13 protein-coding genes and 1 tRNA gene are annotated in these 23,574 nt (G+C 73.4%); 8 read left to right on the plus strand and 6 right to left on the minus strand.

Annotated features, from left to right (window positions below; all coding sequences use genetic code 11):
- The first annotated feature begins 24 nt into the window (after nucleotides 1–24).
- Together ACZ66S_RS20565 and ACZ66S_RS20570 are read left to right on the plus strand one after the other, a co-directional pair.
- Entirely contained in the window at nucleotides 25–1,692 is a 1,668-nt protein-coding gene (locus tag ACZ66S_RS20565; protein ID WP_469902919.1) for an alpha/beta hydrolase, read from the plus strand.
- Between the two features lie 107 nt (nucleotides 1,693–1,799).
- Nucleotides 1,800–1,873 (plus strand) — tRNA-Thr (locus ACZ66S_RS20570).
- 64 nt (nucleotides 1,874–1,937) lie between these two features.
- On the opposite strand, the gene ACZ66S_RS20575 is transcribed toward ACZ66S_RS20570, so the two are convergent.
- Nucleotides 1,938–5,222, minus strand: coding sequence for a family 78 glycoside hydrolase catalytic domain (locus tag ACZ66S_RS20575; RefSeq protein WP_469902920.1), 3,285 nt, complete (start codon nucleotides 5,220–5,222; stop codon nucleotides 1,938–1,940).
- Between the two features lie 97 nt (nucleotides 5,223–5,319).
- The gene (fxsT, locus tag ACZ66S_RS20580) at nucleotides 5,320–8,385 is read right to left on the minus strand and encodes an FxSxx-COOH system tetratricopeptide repeat protein (RefSeq protein ID WP_469902921.1); all 3,066 of its coding nucleotides are present in this window, start codon (nucleotides 8,383–8,385) and stop codon (nucleotides 5,320–5,322) included.
- Between the two features lie 1,411 nt (nucleotides 8,386–9,796).
- Between fxsT and ACZ66S_RS20585 the strand changes: the two genes are divergently transcribed.
- Entirely contained in the window at nucleotides 9,797–12,007 is a 2,211-nt protein-coding gene (locus ACZ66S_RS20585; RefSeq protein WP_469902922.1) for a glycogen debranching N-terminal domain-containing protein, read from the plus strand.
- 75 nt (nucleotides 12,008–12,082) lie between these two features.
- The gene (locus ACZ66S_RS20590; protein ID WP_469902923.1) at nucleotides 12,083–13,252 is read left to right on the plus strand and encodes a glycosyltransferase family 4 protein; all 1,170 of its coding nucleotides are present in this window, start codon (nucleotides 12,083–12,085) and stop codon (nucleotides 13,250–13,252) included.
- Between the two features lie 20 nt (nucleotides 13,253–13,272).
- On the opposite strand, the gene ACZ66S_RS20595 is transcribed toward ACZ66S_RS20590, so the two are convergent.
- Nucleotides 13,273–13,560: an SCO4225 family membrane protein gene (locus ACZ66S_RS20595; protein ID WP_469902924.1), complete on the minus strand. Its 288-nt coding sequence runs from the start codon at nucleotides 13,558–13,560 to the stop codon at nucleotides 13,273–13,275.
- 129 nt (nucleotides 13,561–13,689) lie between these two features.
- On the minus strand, nucleotides 13,690–13,827 hold the full coding sequence (locus tag ACZ66S_RS20600) for a hypothetical protein (RefSeq protein ID WP_469903043.1): 138 nt from the start codon (nucleotides 13,825–13,827) through the stop codon (nucleotides 13,690–13,692).
- Between the two features lie 150 nt (nucleotides 13,828–13,977).
- Here ACZ66S_RS20600 and ACZ66S_RS20605 point away from each other — a divergent pair, with 150 nt between their 5' ends.
- From ACZ66S_RS20605 to ACZ66S_RS20620, 4 genes are all read left to right on the plus strand, one after another.
- On the plus strand, nucleotides 13,978–14,172 hold the full coding sequence (locus tag ACZ66S_RS20605; RefSeq protein ID WP_469902925.1) for a hypothetical protein: 195 nt from the start codon (nucleotides 13,978–13,980) through the stop codon (nucleotides 14,170–14,172).
- 1,007 nt (nucleotides 14,173–15,179) lie between these two features.
- Nucleotides 15,180–15,602: a DUF3052 domain-containing protein gene (locus ACZ66S_RS20610; protein WP_469902926.1), complete on the plus strand. Its 423-nt coding sequence runs from the start codon at nucleotides 15,180–15,182 to the stop codon at nucleotides 15,600–15,602.
- A gap of 152 nt (nucleotides 15,603–15,754) precedes the next feature.
- The gene (locus tag ACZ66S_RS20615) at nucleotides 15,755–16,648 is read left to right on the plus strand and encodes a glycosyltransferase family 2 protein (RefSeq protein ID WP_469902927.1); all 894 of its coding nucleotides are present in this window, start codon (nucleotides 15,755–15,757) and stop codon (nucleotides 16,646–16,648) included.
- A gap of 363 nt (nucleotides 16,649–17,011) precedes the next feature.
- Nucleotides 17,012–20,503 carry a BTAD domain-containing putative transcriptional regulator gene (locus ACZ66S_RS20620; RefSeq protein ID WP_469902928.1) on the plus strand — a complete coding sequence of 1,164 codons (3,492 nt, stop codon included), beginning with the start codon at nucleotides 17,012–17,014 and terminating at the stop codon, nucleotides 20,501–20,503.
- Here the strand turns inward: ACZ66S_RS20620 and ACZ66S_RS20625 are convergent, their stop codons facing one another.
- Together ACZ66S_RS20625 and ACZ66S_RS20630 are read right to left on the minus strand one after the other, a co-directional pair.
- Nucleotides 20,504–22,195, minus strand: a complete 1,692-nt coding sequence (locus ACZ66S_RS20625; protein ID WP_469902929.1) for a bifunctional 3'-5' exonuclease/DNA polymerase — start codon at nucleotides 22,193–22,195, stop codon at nucleotides 20,504–20,506. It lies immediately after the preceding gene.
- Between the two features lie 605 nt (nucleotides 22,196–22,800).
- A complete protein-coding gene (locus tag ACZ66S_RS20630; protein ID WP_469902930.1) occupies nucleotides 22,801–23,544 on the minus strand; it encodes a Clp protease N-terminal domain-containing protein in 744 nt (247 codons plus the stop codon).
- Between the last annotated feature and the right edge of the window lie 30 nt (nucleotides 23,545–23,574).

Consider the following 23,574-nt stretch of genomic DNA (forward strand, 5'->3'; position numbering starts at 1 on the left):
GTTGCGGAGAGTTACGCTCGCTCGATGCACATCAGGCGCAATCCCCGCCCCACCGGCCGGAAGCTCCCCCTTCCGCGGCCCGAGGTGCCGACACGGACGCCGGCCCCGTCCTCGGCGCCGTCGTCGGCTCCGGCGCGCACGGCCCGTACCGGCGGCGCCCTCCTCGCCGTCGCGGCCCTGCTCGTCTCCGCCTGCTCCGCGGGCGCCTCCACGAGTTCGGCCACCTCGGCCGCCGACGTGGCCCTCGGCGCCCTGCCGCGGTCGACACCGGCCGCCCTCGCGCGTTACTACGGACAGAAGCCGCACTGGCGGAGCTGCGGGGTCCCCGGTTTCGAGTGCGCCACGGTCAGGGCGCCGCTCGACTACGACAAGCCGGCCGGCGGGGACGTCCGGCTCGCCGTCACCCGCAAGAAGGCCACCGGGCCGGGTGAGCGCATCGGGTCGCTGTTCGTGAACCCGGGCGGACCGGGCGGCTCGGCGGTCGGCTACGCCCAGGCGTACGCCGGGATCGGCTACCCCGCGGAGGTGCGGGCCCGTTACGACATGGTCGCGGTGGACCCGCGCGGAGTCGCCCGCAGCGAGCCCGTCGAATGCCTCGACGGGCGGGACATGGACACGTACACCCAGACGGACACCACCCCCGACGACGCGGGCGAGACCACCGAACTCGTCGACGCCTACAAGAAGTTCGCGGAGGAGTGCGGCGCGCACTCGGCGGACCTGCTGCGACACGTGTCGACCGTCGAGACGGCCCGGGACATGGACATCGTGCGGGCGGCACTGGGCGACGCGAAGCTGAACTACGTGGGGGCGTCGTACGGGACGTTCCTCGGCGCGACGTACGCGGGGCTGTTCCCCGGCCGCTCGGGGCGGCTGGTGCTGGACGGCGCGATGGACCCCTCGCTGCCCGCGCGCCGGCTGAACCTCGACCAGACGGCGGGCTTCGAGACGGCCTTCCAGTCGTTCGCCAAGGACTGTGTGCAGCAGCCCGACTGCCCACTCGGGGCCAAGGGCACACCGAGCGCGCAGGTCGGCCGCAACCTCAAGGCGTTCTTCCGCAGGCTCGACGCCCACCCGATCCCCACCGGCGACGCGGACGGGCGCACCCTCGGCGAGGCCCTCGCCACGACCGGTGTGATCGCGGCGATGTACGACGAGAGCTCCTGGGCGCAACTGCGGGAGGCGCTGGGCTCGGCGATGAAGCAGAACGACGGCGCCGGTCTGCTGGTCCTCGCCGACAGCTACTACGAGCGGGACGCCGACGGCAGCTACAGCAACCTGATGTCCGCCAACGCGGCGGTGAACTGCCTCGACCTCCCGCCCGCCTACGGCAGCCCCGAGGAGGTCGAGAAGGCCGTCCCGGCCTTCGAGAAGGCGTCCCCCGTCTTCGGCGAGGGCCTCGCCTGGGCCTCCCTCGGCTGCGCGTACTGGCCGGTCGCACCCACGGGTGAGCCCCACCGCATCGAGGCGCGGGGCGCCGCCCCGATCGTCGTGGTCGGCACCACCCGCGACCCGGCCACCCCCTACCGCTGGGCCCGCGCCCTGGCCACCCAGCTCACCTCGTCCCGCCTGCTCACCTACGAGGGCGACGGCCACACCGCGTACGGCCGCGGCAGCGCCTGCATCGACGCGGCGATCAACGCCTACCTGCTCCGCGGCACCCCTCCCGCACCCGGCAAACGCTGCTCCTAGCCCGGTCTCCGGAGCGTCCGGGGGTGCCCCCAGGGCTGGTGCGGAGCACCCCCGGAAACTGTGTAGACTTACCGACGTTGCTGATCGCACCATAGTGCGGACAGCGCGCCGCCTTAGCTCAGATGGCCAGAGCAACGCACTCGTAATGCGTAGGTCTCGGGTTCGAATCCCGAAGGCGGCTCCGGAAAGAAGGCCAGGTCGCAGGCTCTGTGACCTGGCCTTTTCCGTTGGTCGGGGGGCGTCTCTCAGGCCTCGCCGGTGAACTCCCACTCGCCGTGGTTCACCCGGTACAGCACGAAGCCCGGTTCGGTGCGCAGGTAGTGGGCGGTCGGGGGAGCGGTCACCCGGGAGCGTTCGGAACCCGGTACGTGGACGTCCGCCGTGGCGCCCACCGGGACCCCCACCGTCAGGCGCAGGCGGTCGTCGACGCGGGTCCAGGAGGCGGCGGCGGGGCCGCGTACGGTGCGGATCGAGGTGCGGGCCCAGTTCACGCCCGTGCGGGCGTCGGGGCGGACCGAGAAGGTGCGCCAGCCCGCGTCGCCGGGGCGCAGGCCGGCCACGTTCTCGTAGAGCCACTGAGCCACCGTGCCCTGGAAGTAGTGGTCGCGGGAGCGGGAGTCGAGGGGCCACATCTCCCACATGGTGTCGGCGCCGTTGTCGTGCCAGTAGCCCCAGCTCGGGTAGGTCCGCTGGGTGGCGATCGCGTGCGCCACGTCCGGCCGGCCCTGCGCGCACAGCACGCGCAGCAGCACGCTGGTGCCCAGGGCGCCCGTGTTGAGGTGGTTGCCGCGTGCCTCGATGTCCCGCACCAGGCTGTCGAGGACGGAGGCCCGGGCGCCGGCGGGCACGAGTCCGAAGGCGAGGGGGAGGGCGTTGGAGGTCTGCCGGTAGTCCGGGTCCTTCGCCGTGCGGTAGTGGCCCTCCGGGGCCAGGAAGGTCGCGTTGAAGGCGGTGCGCAGGGCGTCCGCGGCCCGGCGGTAGCGGTCCGCCGTGGTCTTCTCGCCCAGCAGGTCGCCCAGTTCGGCGGTGTGCAGCAGGGCGCGGTGCAGGTACGCCGTCGCGGTCAGCCGGGTGTCCTCGGGCGGGTTGCCGCCGTAACCGGGCGGCAGGTAGTCGCCGAGCGCGGTGATCGCGAGGCCGTCCTTCAGGCGGGACAGCTCCCAGTCGAGGTAGCGCACCAGCGGGGCCCAGTGCTGGCGGGCGGCGCGCTCGTCGCCGTAGGCCCGGTACATCTCGCGGGTCACGAAGGGGTACACCGTCGTCCACTCCGGGGAGGGCCCGAGGTCGCCGTAGCCCCAGCCGCCGCTCGGCACGATCACCGGGAGCCGGCCCTCCCCGGTCTGGCTGTCGGCCAGGTCGCCGAGCCACTTGGACAGGAAGCGGTGCACCCCGAAGGCGTAGGTCATGACGGGCGTGCCGAGCTGGGCGTCGCCGGTCCAGCCGTTCTTCTCGTACATCGGGGTGTCGGTCGGGATGCCGTGCAGGTTGTTGAGGACCGTGCGGCGCATGGCCCCGTCCAGCCACTCGTAGAACGGCTCCGAGCAGGCGAAGGAGCTCACCTCCTCGACCCGGGTGCGCACCACCCGGCCGAGCACCTGGTCGGGGGCGGGGCGGGCGGGAAGTCCGCTGATCTGCACGTACCGGAAGCCCTTGTAGGAGAACGACGGCTCCCAGACCTCGTCCTCGCCGCCGCCCGCGCAGACGTACTCGTCCGTCTGGAAGCGGCCGGGCACGTGGTCGGTCTGGGCGTGCACATTGCCGTCGGCCTTGAGTTTCTCGCCGTGGGTCAGGCGTACGACGGTCCCCGCCGCGGCGCCCCGTACGGTCAGCCGCGTCCAGCCCGCCATCGTGCGGCCCATGTCGACGAGGTACACCCCGGGGAAGGGTTCGCTGATCGCGGTGGGCCGTACCGTCTCGACGATCTCGATGGGGTCGTGGGGCTGGGCGCGCAGCTCGCCGCGCGGGGCCGGCTGGACTCCCGCTGCGCGCCAGCCGCTGTCGTCGAAGCCCGGACTGCTCCAGCCGGCCGGTGCCAGGCGGGCGTCGTAGGTCTCGCCCGCGTAGAGGGAGTTGGAGCGGGTCGGGCCCTCGGTCAGGCGCCAGTCGCCGTCCGAGACGACGGTGGTGCGGGAGCCGTCCGGGTGGTCGATCTCCAACTGGGCGAGGAGGCGGGGCTCGCCGTGCCAGGGCGGGTTGTGCCAGTTCCAGACGTTGGGGGTGGTCATGCCGAAGAAACCGCGGCCGAGGGTGACGCCGAGGGCGTTCTCGCCGCGGCTCAGCAGGTCGGTCACGTCGTGGACGGCGTACAGGACGGTCTCGTCGTAGTCGGTGAAGCCCGGGTCGAGGACCTGGTGCCCTACGCGGCGGCCGTTGATCTCCGCGACGTAGTAGGCGAGTCCGCTGATGTACAGCCGGGCCCGGGAGATCTTGCGGGGCACGGTGAAGGCGCGGCGGAGCAGGGGTGCGGGCTGTTCCGGCACCACGACCGTGACGCCGGCGCCCCAGGGGCCCTGACCGTACGGCGCGAGGACGACGGCCTGCGCCCAGCCGGAGTCGTCGAAGTCCCCTCGCGTCCAGCCCGGTTGTTCGGTCTCGGCGGTGCGCCAGCCGGGACCGGTGACCAGTTCATGGCGCTGCCCGTCGGCCGTGTCGACGATCAGGCGGACCAGCAGCCCGCCCGGATTGACGGAGGCCCCGCCGCGGTTGGTGGCGAGGGCGGCCAGGACGACCTCCGGCCCTGCGCCCCGCACCCGCTCGGTGACGTCCGCGGTGCGGCCGGTGCGCCAGCCGTCGGTCTGCTGGGGCGCGTCGAGCACCTGCGCGCCCCCGACCCACAGCGTGAAGTCGTCGTCGGCGGTGGCGACCACGGTGGCCCGCCGTACGTCCGTGCCCGCGGGCAGCGGCAGCCGGGCCCGGAACCACCGCGGCCCCTCGGGCGCGTCGGAGGTGGTGGCGCCCGGTGCCCAGATCCACGAGGCCCCCTCGAAGGAGGGCGGCTGTTCGGGGGCGTCTGCGCCGATCCAGCGGGCCCGCCAGTCGGTGGCGGACAACGTTGTCTCCCACCAGTGCGACTCGCTCCAGCGGGACGCGCGCCCCGCCGCGTCCCACACTCGGACCCGCCAGTGGCAGCGGGTGCGGGGGAGCAGGGCGGGGCCGTCGTAGGCGATGCCGACCGTCCGGTCGGAGGCGACCTTCCCGGAGTCCCAGACCTGCTTGCCGTTCGGACGGTCGCGGGTCACCCGTATCTGGTACGCCGTCTGGTGGGCACCGTGCCCGGGGGCCGCCAACTCCCAAGTGAACCGGGGGCGTTCGACGTCGGTGCCGAGGACGTTCTCGGCGTACTCCACGCTGGTCCGTACGATGTGCAGCCCGGACGGCGGCCACTCCCGCGCACGGACTGACCCTGGCGGCAGCCCGCTCTCCCTCGGTGTCGCGGCCGCGGCCGGTGGGCCCGTGGTCGCCGCGACGATGCCCGTTCCCGCCGCCGCGGTGCCCTGCAGGAAGCTCCTGCGGTTCCATCTCTCACCCATGCGCGTCCCTCGCTCGTCATTGAAACGATTCAGTCCGCTGTGCCGGGCGCGATCCTACGAAGCCCGCGGAGTGCGCTACAAGGGATGTGACGGAATCTCAGGGGTGCCGGTCGCCCGCGGGGCCGCCCGGTGCGGGGCCGGAGCCGTCCTCCGACTCCCCCTCGATCCGCGGGACGAGCCGATCGGGACCGTCCTCCAGTTCCGCCTCGATCCGCTGGATGAGCGGGTGGTCCGTGGGATGAACCCGCAGGTAGATGTCCCGAGCCGTGGTCAGGTCCTCTCGCCAGCGGGGTGGCTGGCCTCCGCTGCCCTTGCGGATGAGAGCCCGGCGGTAGCGGGCCTCGGCCACGTAGGGGTGCTGGGAGCCGTACTTCTCGGTGTAGATCCGGATGGCGTTCTTGACCTCCGTCAACGCGGCCTCGCTGTTGCCCTGGTCGTGCAGGAGGTGCGAGTAGCGGACCAGCGCGCAGGCCCGGTCCGGGTGGTCGCGGTCCCCGTCCATGTGGGGGGCCGACAGCACCTGGTCGAAGATCCGTTTCGCCTCGGCGAGCAGCCGCTCGGCCTCCCGCTCTCCCGGCGAGGAACGCTCGCGGGCCGGAGAGCGCCGGTCGTCCCGTCCCCGGTAGCGCGCCGCCCGCTGCCGGAGCGTCTCGCCCAGATGCACCGACGAGGACAGCACGATCGGATGGCTCACCGCGTACCCTGCGCACTCCAGGACCTCCAGCGCGCTCCTGAGGTGCTGCTCGGCCCCCTCCAGGTCCTCGGAGTCCAACAGGGCAAGCCCGAGGGCCTGGTGGACGAAGGCCGTACGGTTGCGCCGCGCGGGCTCGCCGTCCCCGGGGGCGCGCTCCAGCAACTGGAGGGCCTCCCGGTGCAGGTTCAGCGCCTCGTCGAGCCGGCCCTGCCGCCAGCGGACCAGGCCCAGGTCGCACAGCCCGTCGGCGATCTTCACCGGGTCGGTCTCCGACAGCCTCCGCAGCCGCAGCAGCGTCTGGGCCGCGGCCTCGGACGCCCCGTCGAAGTCGCCCAGCTCGCGCAGGACCCGGCCGAGCTGCATCCGGCTCTCCAGCGTGCGCGGGTCGCGGTCGCCGTCGAGACGCAGCCGGATCTTGAGGGCGTCCTCGGCGAAGCTGCGCGCCTCGGGCAGCTCGGCGCTGAGCACCTTGAGCCGGCTGAGGGAGACCAGCGTGTTGGCGACCAGCGAGTTCTGCCGGCCCCAGAGGTTCTCCCGCTGACGCAGGGCGTCCGCCAGGAGCCGCTCCGCCTCGGTGCGGTCGCCCTGTACACGGAAGTACTCGCCCATGCTCTGCAACAGGGTCGAGGTGTTCTCGTCGACGACCCCGAGCCGTCCGCAGTGGTCGAGCACCACCCGGGCGTGCGGGAGCAGTTCGACGCACCGGGACCAGGTGCTCTCCTGCTCCGGGTCCTCCGGGAACCATCCGTTGACCAGGCAGGCCGCGGCCGCCGCGTGGAAGGTCTGCTCGGTCTGGGGCATCTCCTCGCGGATCACGGCCTGCACCTGGGTGTGCATCACCAGCTTCGCCTCGCCGGTGAGCAGCGAGGAGTTCCTGGCCGTGTCCTTGATGCGGCGGTCGCGGGACGGCTGGGCGAGCCCCTCGGCCAGGGGTCGGGGCAGCAGGTCGGTGCGCTGGCTCTCGGCCTCGAAGAAGTAGCCGGGTATGCCCTGCGGGGCGAGGAAGGCGCACAGCCGCAGCAGCAGTCCCGCGAGGGCGTCCTTGGTCTCGGCCTGGTTGAAGGAGTGGATCCAGGCCGGGGCGCCGCTCGGACTGGTCTCCGGACGGGCGGAGGGCGCGACCTGCGAGGGGAGGTCCAGGGCCTGGAGGTAGGCGTCTATGTCGGGTTCGTCGCGCAGGGAGGCCGCCGCGGGTTCCAGGGCGAGGGGCAGCCGCCCCAGCCTGTCGACGATCTTCGCCAGTCCGGCCGCGTCGTCGATGCCGCTCTCGTTGCGCAGGAAGGACACGGCCTCCTCGGCGGTGAACGCCTCCAGGGCGATGCGGTGGTGGGGCGCGCTGCGCTGCCAGACCGGGTTGACGGAGGTGATGAGGACCTGGCCGCCGTGGCCGGTGTCGGGCAGCAGTTGCCGGATCGTGGAGTCGTCCTCGGCCCCGTCGTAGATCAGCAGCGCTCTGGTCCTCGGTAACTCGTTGGAGAGCAGGTGCTGGAGCGTCTGTTCGGGATCGCGGTCCTCGTGCTGGGCCCGCGACCCGGCCTGCTGGTCGCGCAGGTCCTGGAGCCGGTGCGCCAGGGCGAGCAGGCTCGCACGGGCGGTGGGGGCGTGGGCCGCCTCGACCCGCCAGATGACGTCGAAGAGATCCTCGTAGCGGCGGGCGTACTCCAGGGCCAGCCGGGTCTTGCCGATGCCGCTGAGACCGTGGATGGCGCAGGTGCGGCCGCCGCCCGAGACGTTCACCGTGCCGAGGACCGCGCGCAGCAGGGCGAGTTCCTCGCGGCGCGCCGCGAAGTGCGACACCGCCCGTCTGTCGAAGTTGGTGACGAGGGGGCCGAGGGCCGGGTACCGGGGTTCGACCTCGCCGACCACGTGGGAGGCCGTGTACTCCGGCAGCGGGACCGCGCCGGCCTGGTGCAGCCGCGCGTCGATGGTGGCCGCCGCGTCGTCGGCGGTACGGCCGGCCAGCGTCAGCACCTCGCAGCCCGCCCACCGGGTGAGCGGGGGATCCTGGTGCGCGGTCACCAGGGCGAGGACGGACCGGCCGCGGGCGCGGGCCACGCGCGTGTGCTCGGCCGAGTGGTCCACGTCGTCCAACGCCCGCGACACGATGACCAGTTCGTGGTCGGGGGCGACCTCCGGCGGGGGCGGGAACAGGTGTTCCGCCGGTGCCCACGGCCGCGTCGAGGTGAGATACCCGATGCGCCGGAGCCGCCAGGCCAGCCAGTGCGCCCAGGGCTCGTCGCCGTGCGGATGGCTGATCAGCACCTGCGGTGGGGTGCCGGCGGCGCGTGCCCGCAGGGAGTTCCCCGAGTAGGCGCCCAGGCCGGTGCCCGCGGCCAGCAGGCAGATCACCAGGAACTGCGCCCATCCGCCGACGAACTTCACCCCGGCGAGGGCGCCCGCGGCCACGGCCGCGCCCGCGACGGCCAGCACCTGGTCCAGACGTCGCCTGCCCCGACTGTTACGGCGCATGGGATCCCCCCGCCCGACACCGTTCCCCCATGTGAGGCAACAAGTATGGGGCGAGGAGGGACTTTTGGCGCCCTGGTTGCACAAGTCGGGGGGCGGGGGGTGCCATGTGGGCGTCTGTCGCAGGTCGGCTTCCGGCTTGTGTTCGCTGCCGGCTTGCGTGCCGCTTCGCTGGGGTCTGGGCGGGAGGCGGCTGGTGGTTTGCCTGTCGTCCGCTGGCCTCCGGCCGTGCGCTGGTTGCTGGGGGCGCCTGTCGTCCGCTGGTCTCTCGACATGCGTCGGCCGCTGGTTTGCCTGTTGTCCGACGGTGGGGCGCCGCGTGCGCGCCGGTCGTCCGTCGGACTCCTGGCATGCGGCCGCTGCTGGGTTGCCTGTTGACGATGGCGGTTCGGCGCGTGCGCGCACGTCGCCCGCTGGTCTTCCGCCGGTGCTTCGCCTGCCGTGCGCTGGCCTCCTGCCAGGCGCCGGCCGCTGGCTTGTCTGTCGGGCTGACGGTGGCACGCCGCGTGCGCGCTTGTCGTCGGCCGGTCTTCCGCCACGTGCCGCTGACCCACCTGTTGTCCGGTCTCCGGCTACGCGTCCGCTGCTGGTTTGCCTGTCGGCTGACGGTGGCTCACCACGTGTGCGTCGGTCGCCCGTTGGTCTCCGGTCACGCGTCCGCCGCTGACGCGCCTGTCGTCCGCCGGTCGTGCCCACACCCGCCTGCCGTCGCCGGTGGTCCGCCATACACACGGTTGTCGTCGGCCGGTCTTCCTCCACGTGGCCGCCGCTGGTCCGTCTGTTGTCCGCCGATGGTGCGCCGCGTGTGTGCCTGTCGTCCGCCGTCCTCCTGCTACGCGTCCGCTGCTGGTTTGCCTGTCGGCTGACGGTGGCTCACCACGTGTGCGTCGGTCGCCCGTTGGTCTCCGGTCACGCGTCCGCCGCTGACGCGCCTGTCGTCCGCCGGTCGTGCCCACACCCGCCTGCCGTCGCCGGTGGTCCGCCATACACACGGTTGTCGTCGGCCGGTCTTCCTCCACGTACCCCGCCGTTGACCCGCCAGTGGATCCCCACCCACGCGCCTGTCGTCGGCCGTCGCCCGCCAAGCGCTCACCGGACTACGGCCCTTCACCCGCCGCCGGCTCGGCTGTCGTCCGCCAGGCTTCGGGCCACCCGCCAACCGTTGACGCACCCGTCGCCCGCCGGTATTTCGCCTCTCGTGCGCCGGTTCCCCGCGACTCGCCCGCCCCCGGCTCGTTCGACCTCGGATGATGGCTGCGGGGGCGGCCAGCCGTTATCGTGGCTCCCCATCAAGCGGCTGCTCGGGTGTTTTGTCCGGCACCGTCCTCGCCACGTGCGAGGTCGCGACGACCGCCCGACGGGCCGGGCCAGCACGGTCGCAGTGGGCCCCGCGGCGCTTCGGAAAGGTACATCAGTGAACGACTCCGCCTCCCCTCAGACGGGCCGACAGCCGTTTCTGGACGACACGGTGATCTGCCTGGCCGCGCCGTCGTTCGCGCTGTCCGCCGCGGACGGACAGCTACGGGGGACCGGGGTCGACGGCTTCTACGACCAGGACCGCAGGCTCCTGCACACGCTGAGGCTGCTGGTCGACGGCCGGGAGCCGGAGCATGTCGCCCACCGTCCGGAGGGCTCCCGGGAGGCGCTGTTCCGGGCGGTGTGCCGGTCCTCCGAGGACCCGACGTCCGCCCCCTGGCTGCTGGTCGCGCGCGAGCGGGCCGTACGGCGCCCGGACCGGGGCGAGTCGAGCGACGCCGTGCTGGTGCAGAACGTCAGCGGCCGGGCCGCCCGGTTCACCCTCTCGGTGCTGGCCGCCACCGACCTCGCCGACGTCGCCACGATCAAGGCCGGCCTGCCCGTCGACGACGTCCCGTACGAGCAGGTGGAGGGTGTCGTGCCCGCCGTGCGGTGGCACAGCCCGTACGACAACAGCGAGGTCGTGCTGCGGACCGAGCCCGTGCGGCCGGCCGGGGGCGGGGCCCGGCCCGGGGGCACCGAGTCCCAGGGCGGGACCCCGCCGGTCATCACCCCGGTCGAGGATCGCCCCGGCCACGTGGAGCTCCGCTGGGAGCTGCTGCTGGAGCCGGACGAGGAGTGGTCCGTGCACCTGCTCGTGCACGGCAAGACCACGACCGTCGCGGGCTATCCGGTGCCGCCCCGCCAGGACGCCCCCTGGCAGCAGGCCGGGGTGGTCGGTCACGACCGCATGGCCGCGCTGCTGGAGCGGGCGCTGGCCGACCTGGAGGCGCTGCGGCTCGCCGACCGCCACAGCTCCGACGAAGAGCGCGAGGACCAGTTCGTGGCCGCCGGATGCCCCTGGTTCCTGGGGCTGTTCGGCCGTGACAGCATCTGGGCGGCCCGCATGATGCTCCCGTTCGGCACCGGGCTGGCCCGCGGCACGCTGCGGGCCCTCGCCAGGCGGCAGGGCACCCGTCACGACGCCTTCACCGAGGAGGCCCCGGGCAGGATCCTGCACGAACTGCGGCCCGCGGAGACCCGCCACGGCGACGGCATGGTGCTGCCCGCCCGCTACTACGCCTCCGTGGACGCGACCCCCCTCTTCGTCGTGCTTTTGCACGAGGCATGGAAGTGGGGTCTGGGCGAGGAGGACGTCAGGGCACTGCTGCCGCACGCGACGGCCGCGATGGGCTGGGTCGAGCGGGCGATGGACGCCAACGACCTGATCAGCTACGGCAAGGGCCGCGCGGACGGCCTGCTCCACCAGGGCTGGAAGGACTCGCCGGACGCGATCCGGGACGCGGAGGGACGGCGGGTCGACCCGCCCATCGCCCTGTGCGAGGTCCAGGGATACGCGTACCAGGCCGCCACCGGATACGCCGAACTCCTCACCGTACTCACCGGGGAGGAGGAGAAGGCCGCCCGCTGGCGGGACCGGGCCGAGCGGCTGCGCGCCGCCTTCCACCGGTTCTTCTGGATCGAACGGCAGGACGGCCGACGGTATCCGGCCATCGCCGTCGACGGGAGCGGACAGCCGGTCACCGGCCCGGCCTCCAACATGGGGCACCTGCTGAACTCCGGCATTCTCCTGGACGACAAGGAACACCGGTGGGTCGCCGAGACCCTCCTGTCCGAGGAACTGCTGACCCCCTGGGGCATCCGCACCCGGTCCGCGCACCTGGCCGGATTCAACCCGTTCAGCTACCACGGCGGTTCGGTCTGGGCCCACGACTCCGCCATCGCCGTACACGGACTCGCCACCGCAGGCTTCGCCGAGGAGGCCGCGACCCTGCTGGGCGGCATGCTCGACGCGGCAGCCCACTTCGACTACCGGCTGCCCGAGCTGTACGCGGCCTACCCGTCGTCCCGGTTCGGGCGGCCGGCGCCGTATCCCCCCTCCTGCAGGCCGCAGGCCTGGGCGGCGGCGGCCGCGGCACTGCTCTGCTCGGCGATGCTGCGACCGGATGTCGATGTTCCCGCCCGCCGGCTGGCGCTACGGCCGATCGCGCCCTCACTCATGGGACTGAATTCCCCCTACTCTGTTCGGGGATTGAGGCTCGGCGAACGCTCGGTCGACGTGCGCGTGGACCTCGACGGCGGCACGGACGTGCTGGGCGTCGACGACGAGGAGTGGCGTATCGAGACATCCGGGTTCCGCACGACCTGACGCAGACGGTCCCCGACGAGAGGGAGATACGTGGTAGGCGGTGGGCCAACCGAAACGCGGTGCTCCATAGTTCTCGTGCACTGGGCCTTCCCGCCTACGGTCGGAGGCGTCGAGTCACATCTGGCCGACTACGCCGCCCTGTTGGCACGCCGGGGATACCGGGTGACCCTGCTCACCGGCGAGAAGCGGCCACAGCCGGTCGACCAGGTCGAGATCCTCACCCACCCCCTGCTGCGGCTGGCCGAGTACCACCGCACCGCCCTGCACGCGGGGCGCAGACACCTGACACCTCTCGAACAGCGGCAGGCCGCCGACCTGTTGGAATGGCTCACGCGAACCGTGGAGAGCCGGGGCGTCCAGCTTGTGCACGGACACAACCTGCACCACTTCTCGCCGGTCCCGGCGCTGGCGCTGAGCCGGCTCCGGGAGCGCACCGGGAAGCCGCTGCTGCACACGTACCACAGCATCTGGCCCGAGGACCCGTGGACGGCCCGGTTCTGCCGGTCCTGGGACGGCCACTACGTGGTGTCGGACTACCTCGCGTTCGCCTGCCGCACGCATCTGGGCATCCGCGCCCGGCGCACCTACCTGGGGATCGCCACCAGCCGGTTCCGCGATCTGCCGCCGCCCCGCCGCGACGGCTCCAGCACCGTGCTGCTGCCCGCCCGCCTCATCCCGGACAAGGGCGCGGAGCTGGCCGTACGCATGATCGGCAGGCTCCGCCGGACGGGTCTGCCGGTGCGGCTCGTGCTGACCAGCCCGCACGAGGTCGTCGACTGGCACGAGGAGCAGCAGGGGTTCCTCCTGCGGCTCAACCGGCTCATCGACGACCTGAACCTGCGCTCCCACGTGGATCTGGTCCCCACCCCCAAGGAGCTCATGCCCCGGCTGTACGCGCAGTCCCACGTGGTCGTGTACCCGTCGGACTACCCGGAGCCGCTCGGCCTTGCGCCGCTGGAGGCGATGTCCGCCGGACGGCCCGTCGTCGTCACCGCGACCGGCGGTCTGCCGGAGGCCGTCATCCACGGCAGGACGGGTTACGTCGTGACGCCGGGCGACCTCGACCAGCTCGGCGAGCGGGTGCGCAGCCTCGTCCTCGACCCGGAGCTCTCCGGCAGGTTGGGACAGCAGGGGCGCCGGCACGTGGAGCGCCAGTTCAACCTCCACACCTACGTCGACAAGATGTCCGCGCAGTACGCGGCCTTCGTGGAGGACCGCGTCGAGGGCCTGCCCCGGAGCGGCTGACGCGCCGGCCGCGCGCCTCCTCAACGGCTGGGGTGGCCCCGGCGCATTGCCCGCGCGCACCAGCCGATGAACACCGCGTTGACCAGCGCGCCGAAGGCCACCGCGAACACCACCGTCAGGGGCCCGTCCGGTAGGGCGAGGAGGACGAGGCTGAAGGGGGCCGTGGCGAGCAGGGGGATGACACCCGCCATGGACTCGCCGGAGCTGTCGCCGACGGACACGCCCACGGCCCAGATCAGCAGGGCGGCACACAGGGCCAGGTAACCGAGGGCGGCCGGGTGGGTGAGGGCCTTGCGCAGGGCGGTCATGGGGGGTCCCTTGGACGGGGGCGGTTGGAGGTGGGGGCAGAGGTGAGGGGGGCAGAGGTCGCGATCACAGGTGGCGGTCACAGGTGGCGGTCAGAGGTGGCGGTCGGAGGTGAGGGTCCGAGGCCGTGATCACAGGTGGCGGTCGGAGGTGGGGCCGGACGGCTGCGGGCCGGGTCGGGTCGGGCCGAGGTCGTAGGCGAGGATCGTCGCCTGAACGCGGTCGCGCAGGCCGAGTTCGCGCGGCAACGCCTTCACATGGGACTGCACTGCACCGTGCCCACGGTGATGCCGAGTACGCACGTGCGTCGGCACGGGCCGGACGCTGTTGCGATTTACCCGTTACCGCCAATAACCACCCGCCCGCTTTGGCGGTCCGCCGCCCTGCGCCACGGATCGCGCCGCCGCTAACGTCCCGGCATGAGGCGACGCAAGCGCATCGGAACGAGCCGCGCCACGTCCTTACGGCGGGTGCGGGACAGGACGATCCAGCGCCGGGGCGACCTCCGGCCCGGCGGCTGGCGCAGACGCTTCGGGCGTCGGGCCGAACAGGCCCGCCCCTGGCTCCAGTTCCTGGCCGACCTCGCCACGCTGCTTGCGCGGGTGGTGCGGTAGCCGTTACGGCATGGGGCCTGCTCAGGGTCGCTGTGTTCGGACGGGACATCCTCTGGCCCGTCCTGGGCCGCTGTGTCCGGAGGGACGTCCTCCGTCTGCGGCGGCCTGCTGTGTTCGTGCGGGCATCTTGCGGCTGCCTTCGCCACGCTGCTCGCGCGGGTGGTGCGGTAGCCGTCAGTGCATGGGGGCCTGCTCCAGGGTGTTGTGTTCGGGCGGACGTCTTCCGGTCTGCCGCTGGTCACTGCGTCGGGGCGGACGGTCTCCGGCCTGCCCCGGGGCGCTGTGCTCGGACGGACATCCTCTGACCTCTGGCCCGTCCTTGGCCGCCGTGTCCGGACGGACGTCCTCCGGTCTGCGGCGGCTGCTGTGTCCGTCCGTGCGGGCGTCTTCCGGCCTGTCGCGAAGTGCTGTGTTCGGGCGGGCATCTTCCGGCTGACTTCGCCACGCTGCTCGCGCGGGTGGTGCGGTAGCCGTTACGGCATGGGGACCTGCCCCCGGGGTGCTGCGTCCGGGCGGACGGTCCGCCGGTGGTGTCTGTGCTGGGGTGGACGTTCTCGGGCCTGCCGCCAACCGCTGTGCTGGGGTGGACGTTCTCGGGCCTGCCGCCAGCCGCTGTGCTGGGGTGGACGTTCTCAGGTCTGCCGCCAGCCGCTGTGCTGGGGTGGACGTTCTCGGGCCTGCCGCCAACCGCTGTGCCGGGGTCGACCTTCTCCGATCTGCCCAGCCGCTGTATCCACGCAGACGTCCTCCGCCCGCCTCCGGCAGCCATGTCGAGGTGGGCATCCTCCGGCCCGCCTCCGCCCACCCCGTATGGGCGAACATGCTCCGGCCGCCCCCCCCCGGCCGCCGGTGCATGCACGAGCTTCCTCCGGCCCGCCAGCCCCGGGACATCTGCCTCCAGACAGGCATCCCCCGACCCGCCCCTGCCACCGCGTCCCGACGGGCATCCTCCGCGTGGCCCGTCACGATGGGGTGGACGGGGCCGGATCAGCGCGCGGAGGTGGCGTATGTCAGGAACCGGGTCGCCGGGGGGCTACTCCGCCACGCCCCTCGCCAGGAAGCTCGGCATCAAGGCGGGGCACCGGGTGCACCTGGACGGTGCCCCCGACGGGTGGGACATCCCCGGGCTGCCCGACGACTGCGAGGTCACCGCCGGAGGCCCGCGCGGCGCGGACGTCGTCGTGACCTTCCACCGCGAGTACGCGCGGCTCGCCGCCGGGGCGGGGGACCTGGTCACCGGCCTCGCGGACGACGCCGCCCTGTGGGTCGCCTGGCCGCGCAGGGCTGCCGGGCACGTCAGTGACATCACCGAGAACGCCCTGCGGGAGGTCTTCCTGCCGCTCGGCGTCGTCGACGTGAAGGTCGCGGCGCTGGGGGAGGACTGGTCGGGACTGAAGTTCGTGCGCCGGAAAGAGAACCGGCGAGGGTGAGGAAGAGGGACGCAGGGGGCCAACCCCGGCCGGGCACCGCCCCGCCGCGCACCCCCATACCCGAGAAGTCCGCACCGTGAACGGCTAGCATCGCGCCGGTTGACGCCCGTCGGGACGACGGGGACCAGGGGACGCAGGGACGAGGTGAGGACATGGGCGCGCCGAGGATCGCCGTGGCCGTCGTGACGATGGGGAACCGGCCCGACGAGGTCGACGCCCTGTTGCGGTCCGTGGCCAAGCAGGACCTCGCCCCGGCCCGGATCGTGATCGTGGGCAACGGCTGCCGGCTGCCCGAGTTCGCCGAGCGGCTCTCCCTGCCCGGCGAGGTCACCACCCTCGACGTCGAGGAGAACCTCGGCTGCCCCGGCGGACGGAACGTGGCCCTCGCCCGGCTGCGGGACTTCGGCGACATGGACGTCGTAGTGGAACTCGACGACGACGGACTGCTCGTGGACGCCGATGTGCTGCGCCGCGTACAGGAGTTGTTCGCGGCCGACGAACGGCTCGGCATCGTAGGGTTCCGCATCGCCGACGAGAGCGGCGAGACCCAGCAGCGGCACGTGCCCCGCGTCGGCGCCTCCGACCCGATGCGCGGCGGCTATGTCACCGGTTTCCTGGGCGGTGGGCACGCCTTCCGCACGGCCATGCTCGCCGAGACCGGTGACTGGCCCGCCGAGTTCTTCTTCGCCCACGAGGAGACCGACCTGGCCTGGCGGGCCGCCGACCGCGGCTGGCGCATCCTGTACGCCCCCGAACTGCTGCTCCAGCACCCACGTACCTCGCCGGCCCGGCACTCCATCTACTACCGGGTCAACGCCCGCAACCGCGTCTGGCTGGTCCGGCGCCGGCTGCCGCTGCCGCTCATCCCCGTGCACCTCGGCGTGTGGACGGCGCTCACCCTGCTGCGGATCCGTTCGGTGAGCGGGCTGCGCGCCTGGTTCGGCGGGTTCGTCGAGGGGCTGCGGGAACCGGCCGGCGAACGGCGGCCGATGAGGTGGCGCACGGTGTGGCAGCTCACCAGGCTGGGGCGCCCGCCCGTGATCTGAGGAGGGCCCGGGGCCGGGACAGGACGAGGGTCCCGGTCGTTCACCTCCGCCGACCGGGACCCTCTCGCGTCCCACGGATCCGGCCACGACGGCGACACTCCCCCGAGTTGCGCGTCGTACGCGCGCGCCCTCGGGCCAGATCCGATGATGTGATCACATCAGGTTGCGCCAACAAATCGCTAACATGTGGCCAACGCATCTACGTCTTGTGAGCAGCCGGTTGGCGTGAAGTAGACGGCGGCGATGGGGGACCGACGGTGGGCAACCGCGGGGCGACAGTGGATTCCGGCAGTGGCCGGTGGCGTACGGCTGGCGGGAAACCGCCGTGAAGAGGGCGGGTTTCCGCCAGAAACGGGCGGCGTGATGGGGCGCGGATCGCAGTCGGGGCTGCGGTTCGGACTGCTCGGGCCGCCGATTCTGTACGACGGCCAGGGCGGCGCCGGTGTGCGCGTGGTCGGCAGCCGCAAGCAGCGGATCCTGCTGGCCGCCCTGCTCCTCGAAGCCGGCCGGGTCGTCTCCACCAAGTCCCTCAAGGAGGCGCTGTGGGGGAGCACCCCGCCCGCTTCGGCGAAGGCCTCGCTCCACAACCACGTCTCCCGGCTGCGACGGCTGCTCGACGACCCCGAACGCCTGCAAGCCGTGGCCCCCGGCTATCTGCTGCGCGTCGCGCCCGGTGAACTCGACGTCCAGGTCTTCGAGACCCACGCCGCCCGGGCCCGCGGCGCGCACGCCGAAGGGAACTGGACCGAGACCGTCCGGGCCTGTGCGGCCGCGCTCGCGCTGTGGCGGGGCGCCCCGCTCAGCGGAGTCCCCTCCGAACTCGCCGGATACGCCCTGGTCCAGCGCCTGGAGGAGGCCCGGCTGCTGCTCCTGGAGTGGCACTACGACGCCGAGCTCGCCCTCGCCGACACCCGGCCGGGCGCCCTCGTCCCCGAACTCTCCGCACTGGCCGCCGAACACCCGCTGCGCGAGTCCTACCACCGCCAGCTCATGCTCGCCCTCCACCGCACCGGCCGCCAGGCCGAGGCCCTCGCCGTCCACCGCGACCTGCGCACCCGCCTGGTCGAGGAACTCGGTGTGGAACCGGGCCCGGCGGTCCGCGCGGCACATGTGCAGGTGCTGCGCGGGGGAGCCGGCGACGGCCGGTCCGCCACTGGCGCCAGTACTGGTGTCGGTATCGGTACCGCGCAGCCGACGGCGGACCGTCGCCGACGTCTCCGGCCGGACTCCTCGGAGAGGGGTGAGGCAGCCCGCACGGAGGCAACCGAGCTTCCGGGGCGGGTAGTTGACGCCGACGGGGCTCCTCCGGGGATCCGGTCGGCCCCTCCCGGCGCGCCTCCCGCAAGCGCTACGCGCGGAGACGCCCCGCCGGCGCCCCCTGTCCGCCCGGCGTCCCACCCGGCCTCCCCTCCCTCCTCGGCACCGGTGGCCGATCCGCCGCCCCTTGCCAACAAGACCACGGGCGGAATCGGTTTCGGGACCGAGACCCCCCTCCCTCTGCCCCGGCCCGCCCAACTCCCCCCTCCCCCCGGTCACTTCATCGGACGCGTCACCACCCGGGACGACCTCCGCCGTGCCCTCACCCCCGACGGTGGTCCGGCCGTCGGAGTCGTCAGCGGCATGGCCGGTGTCGGCAAGAGCGCGCTCGCCCTGCATGTCGCCCACGAACTGCGAGACCGTTTCCCCGACGGTCAGCTCTACGTCAACCTCCAGGGCGCCTCCCCGGGCATGACCCCCCTCACCGCGGCCCAGGCCCTCACCGCCCTGCTCCGCGACCTCGGCGCCGATCCGCGCAGCATCCCCGAACACCCGGAGGCGGCAGCCGCGTTGCTGCGCTCGCTGCTGGCGCCCACCCGCACCCTCATGGTGCTGGACGACGCCGCGAGCGCCGCTCAGGTACGGCCGCTGCTGCCGGCCGGCGGCGGCTGCGCGGTGATCGTCACCAGCCGCTCCCCGCTGACCGCCCTCGACGACGCCCACCGCTTCCCGCTCTCCCCCCTCTCGGCCGAGGAGAGCGCGGAGTTGCTGCGCACGATCTCGGGCCGGGACGGCGGGGAGGACCGGGAAAGCCGGGAGGACCGGGAAGGCGAGGAGTACCGCGAAGGCAGGGAGCACCGGGACGGCCAGGAGGCCCCCGGCCCCGATGGCGTCCCCGCCGACGGCAGCACGCCCCCGGCCGCCCACCACACCGCCGCCGCCGATACCGCCCTCACCTCTGCCCCCGCCTCCTCCTCCGATGCCGCCACCCCCATCGACGCCACGCACCCCCTCATAGAACTCACCGGCCGCCTCCCGCTGGCCCTGCGTGTCGTGGCCGCCCGTCTGGCCGCCCGGCACGCCCTCACCCCGGACGTCCTCGCCGACCAACTGGCCGCCGCCGAGCACCGGTTGCGGCACCTGGAGTACGACGACCTGTCCGTCCGCCGCTCCCTGGCCGTCGCCCATGACGCCCTCGCCGCCTCCGGTCGCCGCTCCGACCGTGACGCCGCGCTCACCCTGTCCCGTATCGGCGCCCTCGACCTGCCCACCTACGGCGTCCCCCTCGTCGCCCGCCTCCTCGGCACCGACGGCACCGACGAGTCCCGCGCCGAGGACGCGCTCGACCGCCTCGTCGACGTAGCCCTGCTGGAGGAGAAGGCGTACGGCCGCTACGCCCCGCACGGCCTGGTCCGCGACTTCGCGCGGGAACTCGCGGGCACCGGCCGCGCCCCCGACATCGCCCGCACCGCCCTGCGCTGGTACGCGGCCGTCGCCGAACGCGCCCTCGCCGCGATCGTCGAACCCGGCCTCGACCTGGAGGACCGCCGCCGCCCGACCGCCGCCCACCCGCCGGAGCACGGGGCGCACGTGCTGGCCATCCCGCCGTTCCCCTCCTCGGAGAAGGCCTTCGCCTGGGGCGAGTCGGAGCTGGAGAACATCGTCGCCCTGGCCGAACGGCACCGGGACACCCCCGACACCCGCACCGCCGCCCATCTCTCCACACTGCTGCGGCTGTTGTCGCCCCTCCTCCAGCGCAGCGGCCGGGTCGCCGAGACCGAGGTCCTCGGCCGGGCCGCGCTCACCGTGGCCCGGCGGCTCGGCGACGAGGAGGCCGAGGCGTGCGCCCTGGGCGACCTGGCCGGACTGCACTTCCTGACCGGCCGGCACAGCGAGGCCCTGGCCCTCAACGACCGGGCCCTCGCGATCTGGCGGCGGCTGGGCAGGGACTCCTGGACGCGCCGCTGCCTCAACAACCGGGGCCTGCTGCTCGACGGCCTGGGCCGGCACGCCGAGGCGGGCGAGGCACTGCGCCAGAGCCTCGCCTACGCGCGGCGGCTGAACGACCCCTTCGGCGAGGCCGTCACCCACAGCAACCTCGGCAATCTGTACGAGCACACCGACCCGCGCGCCGCCATCGAGCAGCACCGCCGCTCGCTCGCCATCGGTGAGGAGATGGACAGCGTGGTCGTACGGCACTCGGCGCACTGCAACATCGGGCACGCCCATCTCACCCTCGGCGAACCGGCCGCCGCGGTGGCGCACTTCGAGGAGAGCCTGCGCATCCTCGGCAGCCTCGGCGACTGGCACGGCGAGTCGCAGACCCGCCTCGGCCTGGTCCGCGCCCTGCGCCTGATCGGCCACGGCGAACGCGCCGCCGCGGAGTGCGCGGAACTCCTGCGCCGCGCGGACGCCCGCGCCGACCGCTACACCGGCGCCCTCGCCCGCCACCAGCACGGCCTCCTGCTGCGCGAACGGGGTCGTATCGAGGAGGCGCACGAGCAGTGGCGGGCCGCTCTGGACGCGCTGGACGGCACGGACGAGAGGGCGGTGCTCCAGGAACTCATCGCCCTGCTCGACGACTCCGGTCCACGGTGATCACTTCGCGTCCGCGTAGCACTCCACGACCGCCGTCGTGAACGGGAACCGCACCGGTGTCTCGCCGAACGTCAGCCGCCCCGCCAGGTCCGACGCCGCTCTGATCGCCGCCACGACCGCCTCCGTCTCCTCCTCGGGACAGTGCACGATCACCTCGTCGTGCTGGAAGAAGACCAGTTCGGCGGCCATCCCCGCACAGGTCTGCCGCAGCGCGGCGAGCAGCAGCAGGGCCCAGTCGGCGGCGCTGCCCTGCACCACGAAGTTCCGGGCGAAACGGCCCCGGGCCCGGGAGTTGGTGGAGGCGTACCCGGGCACCCAGCCGTCCTCGCCGGAAGCGGGCGGGCCTGCCGGGTCGTCCTGCGGGATGCCCGCCTCCTCCGCGTCCTCCGCGCCGGCCGCGGGAGGGCAGGTCCGCCCGAGCCAGGTCCGCACCAGCCGGCCCTCCTCGCCCGCGCGGGCCGCGTCGTCGACGTACGCGACGGCCTTCGGGAAGCGGCGTCTGAGGGCGGCGAGGTTCTTCAGGCCGTCGCCGGAGGTCTGGCCGTAGACCGCGCCGAGCACGGCGAGCTTGGCCTGGGCGCGGTCGCCGGAGAAGGCCCGGTCGGAGACGGACTGGTAGAGGTCGGTCTCGCGCCCGGCCACCTCCATGAGCCCGGGGTCGCGGGAGATGGCGGCGAGCACCCGCGGCTCCATCTGGTCCGCGTCGGCGACGACGAGCCGCCAGCCGGGGTCGGCGACCACCGCGCGCCGGATCACCTTGGGGATCTGCAGGGCGCCTCCGCCGTTGGTGACCCAGCGGCCGGTGACCGTGCCGTGGGCCATGAACTCGGGCCGGAACCGCCCGTCCCGCACCCAGTCCTGGAGCCAGGACCAGCCGTGGGCGACCCAGATGCGGTACAGCTTCTTGTACTCGACCAGCGGCTTCACGGCCGGGTGGTCAAGGGACTCTAGCTCCCAGCGACGGGTCGACCGCACCTTGATGCCCGCCTGCGCGAACGCCTTGACGACATCGGCCGGCAGGTCGGGCCGCACCCGGCGCCCGAAGGCCGCGGACACCTCGTCGGCCAGCTCGGCGAGGCGCCGGGGCTCACCGCCGCCGGCATACCGCTCGCCGAGCAGTTCGTGCAGCACCCGGCGGTGGGTGTCGGCGCTCCACGGCAGCCCGGCGCGGTTCATCTCGGCGGCGACCAGCATCCCGGCGGACTCGGCGGCGGTCAGCAGCCGCATCCGGTCGGGGTGCGCGGTGGTGTCGTGCCGCCGCTGCTGGTCGGCGTAGACCTCGACGAGGTCGGTCAGCGGTACGTGGACGCTCTGCGGCTCGAACAGGGAGGACTGCGAGCCCGGTTCGGCGGCGCGCTGGGGCGGGTCGGGGGGTACGGGGCCGCCGCGCAGGCGGGCCAGGGCGGCGGCGGCCGAACGCGGTTCGCCGTACCGCCCCTCGTGGCCGAGCAGGAGGGTCTCGGCGTCCTCGATGTCGTGGCACCGCTCCACCCGTACCCCTGCGGCGAGCAGGCGCGGATAGACCTCGGCGGTGGACCGCCACACCCACCGCGTCACCTCGGGCCGCCCCCGCACGGCCTCGACGAGATCCGCCTCCCGCCGCACCGGCCCGACGGGCAGCCCGTCGCCCCCGAGGACGGCCAGCTCCACACCACCGTCCTCGACCGGAGCGAGAGCCCACCGATCAGTCACACCAGCGAGTCTGCCAGCCACCACTGACAACGGACCTTCCGGACATCGACGGTTGCCGCGCATGTCCGGGGGTTCGGGGGCTGGGGGCTGGGCGGAGCGCGGGCGCCCGGACGTGGGGTGGGGTGCGGTGTTGGACCGCGGGCATCCGGGCCGGGGACGGCTGGGTTGGGCCACGGGCGTCCGGGCCGGGGGGAGCCGGGTCAAGGGCGTCGGGGCGCGGATGGGTGGTTGGGCCGCGGACGTCCTAGGCGGCGGAAGACTGAACTGGACCGCCAGCATCCGGGCGCGGGCGTTGTCGCGGGACCGCGGGCGTCCGGACCGTGGACGGCTGGGTCGGACCGCGGGCGTCCGGGCCCGGGGGGCTGGGGCGCGGACATCGGGGCGCGGAGGGTTGGGTCGGGTCGCGGGCGTCTGGGCCGCAGGAGGGTGAGTTGGGTCGAGGGCGTCGGAGCGCGGGACCACATGCGCCCGGACCGCGGACGGCTGGTTGGGCCGTGGGCGCCCCGGCCCGACCGGAGACCAGCCGCCCAGCCGGACCACCGGCAGCCGGACCGGAGATCAGCCGCTCATCCCCACCGGAGGTCAGCCGCCCAGCCGGAACCCCCTCAGCCCTCCCCGCCCCCTTCTCCCTGCGTCTTGGCGTACCCCTCCAGCGCCTTCGCGAGAGCTGCTTCCACCGGGGTCTTCTCGATGCCCAGCCCCGACAGCACCCCCGTGCCGTGCTCGAACTCCAGCAGGGCCAGCAGGATGTGCTCGGTGCCGATGTAGTTGTGGCCCAGTCGGAGCGCCTCGCGGAAGGTGAGCTCCAGGACCTTCTTCGCGTCGGAGCCGTAGGGGACGAGTTCGGGGACCTCCTCCGCGGCCGGCGGGAGCGCGTCGGTCGCGGCCTGCCGGACGGCGTCGAGGGTGACCCCCTGGGCGACGAGCGCCGTGGCCGCGAGACCCTCCGGTTCGGCCAGCAGGCCGAGGACGAGGTGCTCGGGACGGCCCTCGGGGTTGCGGGCGGTGATGGCGGCGTTGTGGGCGGACATCACCACGTTGCGGGCCCGGGGGGTGTACCGGCTGAAGCCCTGGTCGGCGTTCAGGTCCGCCGACTCCCTCGGCACGAACCGCTTCTGGGCCGCCTGCCGGGTGACCCCCATGCTCCTGCCGATGTCCGTCCAGGAGGCACCCGAACGCCGGGCCTGGTCCACGAAGTGGCCGATGAGGTGGTCGGCCACCTCCCCGAGGTGATCGGCGGCGATCACCGCGTCCTGGAGCTGGTCGAGGGGCTCGTCATGGACCTTCTTGATGGCCGTGATGAGGTCGTCGAGCCGTACGGATGACGTGATGTTGGGGTTCGTCGTCATGCTGTCAACCTTAGGTTGACGCCGTATGGG

The organism is Streptomyces sp. NPDC107471, from assembly GCF_055582845.1.

Coding starts and splice junctions, on each gene's coding strand:
- ACZ66S_RS20565 (WP_469902919.1), top strand. CDS start 25: ATGCACATCAGGCGCAATCCCCGCCCCACCGGCCGGAAGCTCCCCCTT.
- ACZ66S_RS20575 (WP_469902920.1), bottom strand. CDS start 5,222: ATGGGTGAGAGATGGAACCGCAGGAGCTTCCTGCAGGGCACCGCGGCG.
- fxsT (WP_469902921.1), bottom strand. CDS start 8,385: ATGCGCCGTAACAGTCGGGGCAGGCGACGTCTGGACCAGGTGCTGGCC.
- ACZ66S_RS20595 (WP_469902924.1), bottom strand. CDS start 13,560: ATGACCGCCCTGCGCAAGGCCCTCACCCACCCGGCCGCCCTCGGTTAC.
- ACZ66S_RS20605 (WP_469902925.1), top strand. CDS start 13,978: ATGAGGCGACGCAAGCGCATCGGAACGAGCCGCGCCACGTCCTTACGG.
- ACZ66S_RS20610 (WP_469902926.1), top strand. CDS start 15,180: ATGTCAGGAACCGGGTCGCCGGGGGGCTACTCCGCCACGCCCCTCGCC.
- ACZ66S_RS20615 (WP_469902927.1), top strand. CDS start 15,755: ATGGGCGCGCCGAGGATCGCCGTGGCCGTCGTGACGATGGGGAACCGG.
- ACZ66S_RS20620 (WP_469902928.1), top strand. CDS start 17,012: ATGGGGCGCGGATCGCAGTCGGGGCTGCGGTTCGGACTGCTCGGGCCG.
- ACZ66S_RS20630 (WP_469902930.1), bottom strand. CDS start 23,544: ATGACGACGAACCCCAACATCACGTCATCCGTACGGCTCGACGACCTC.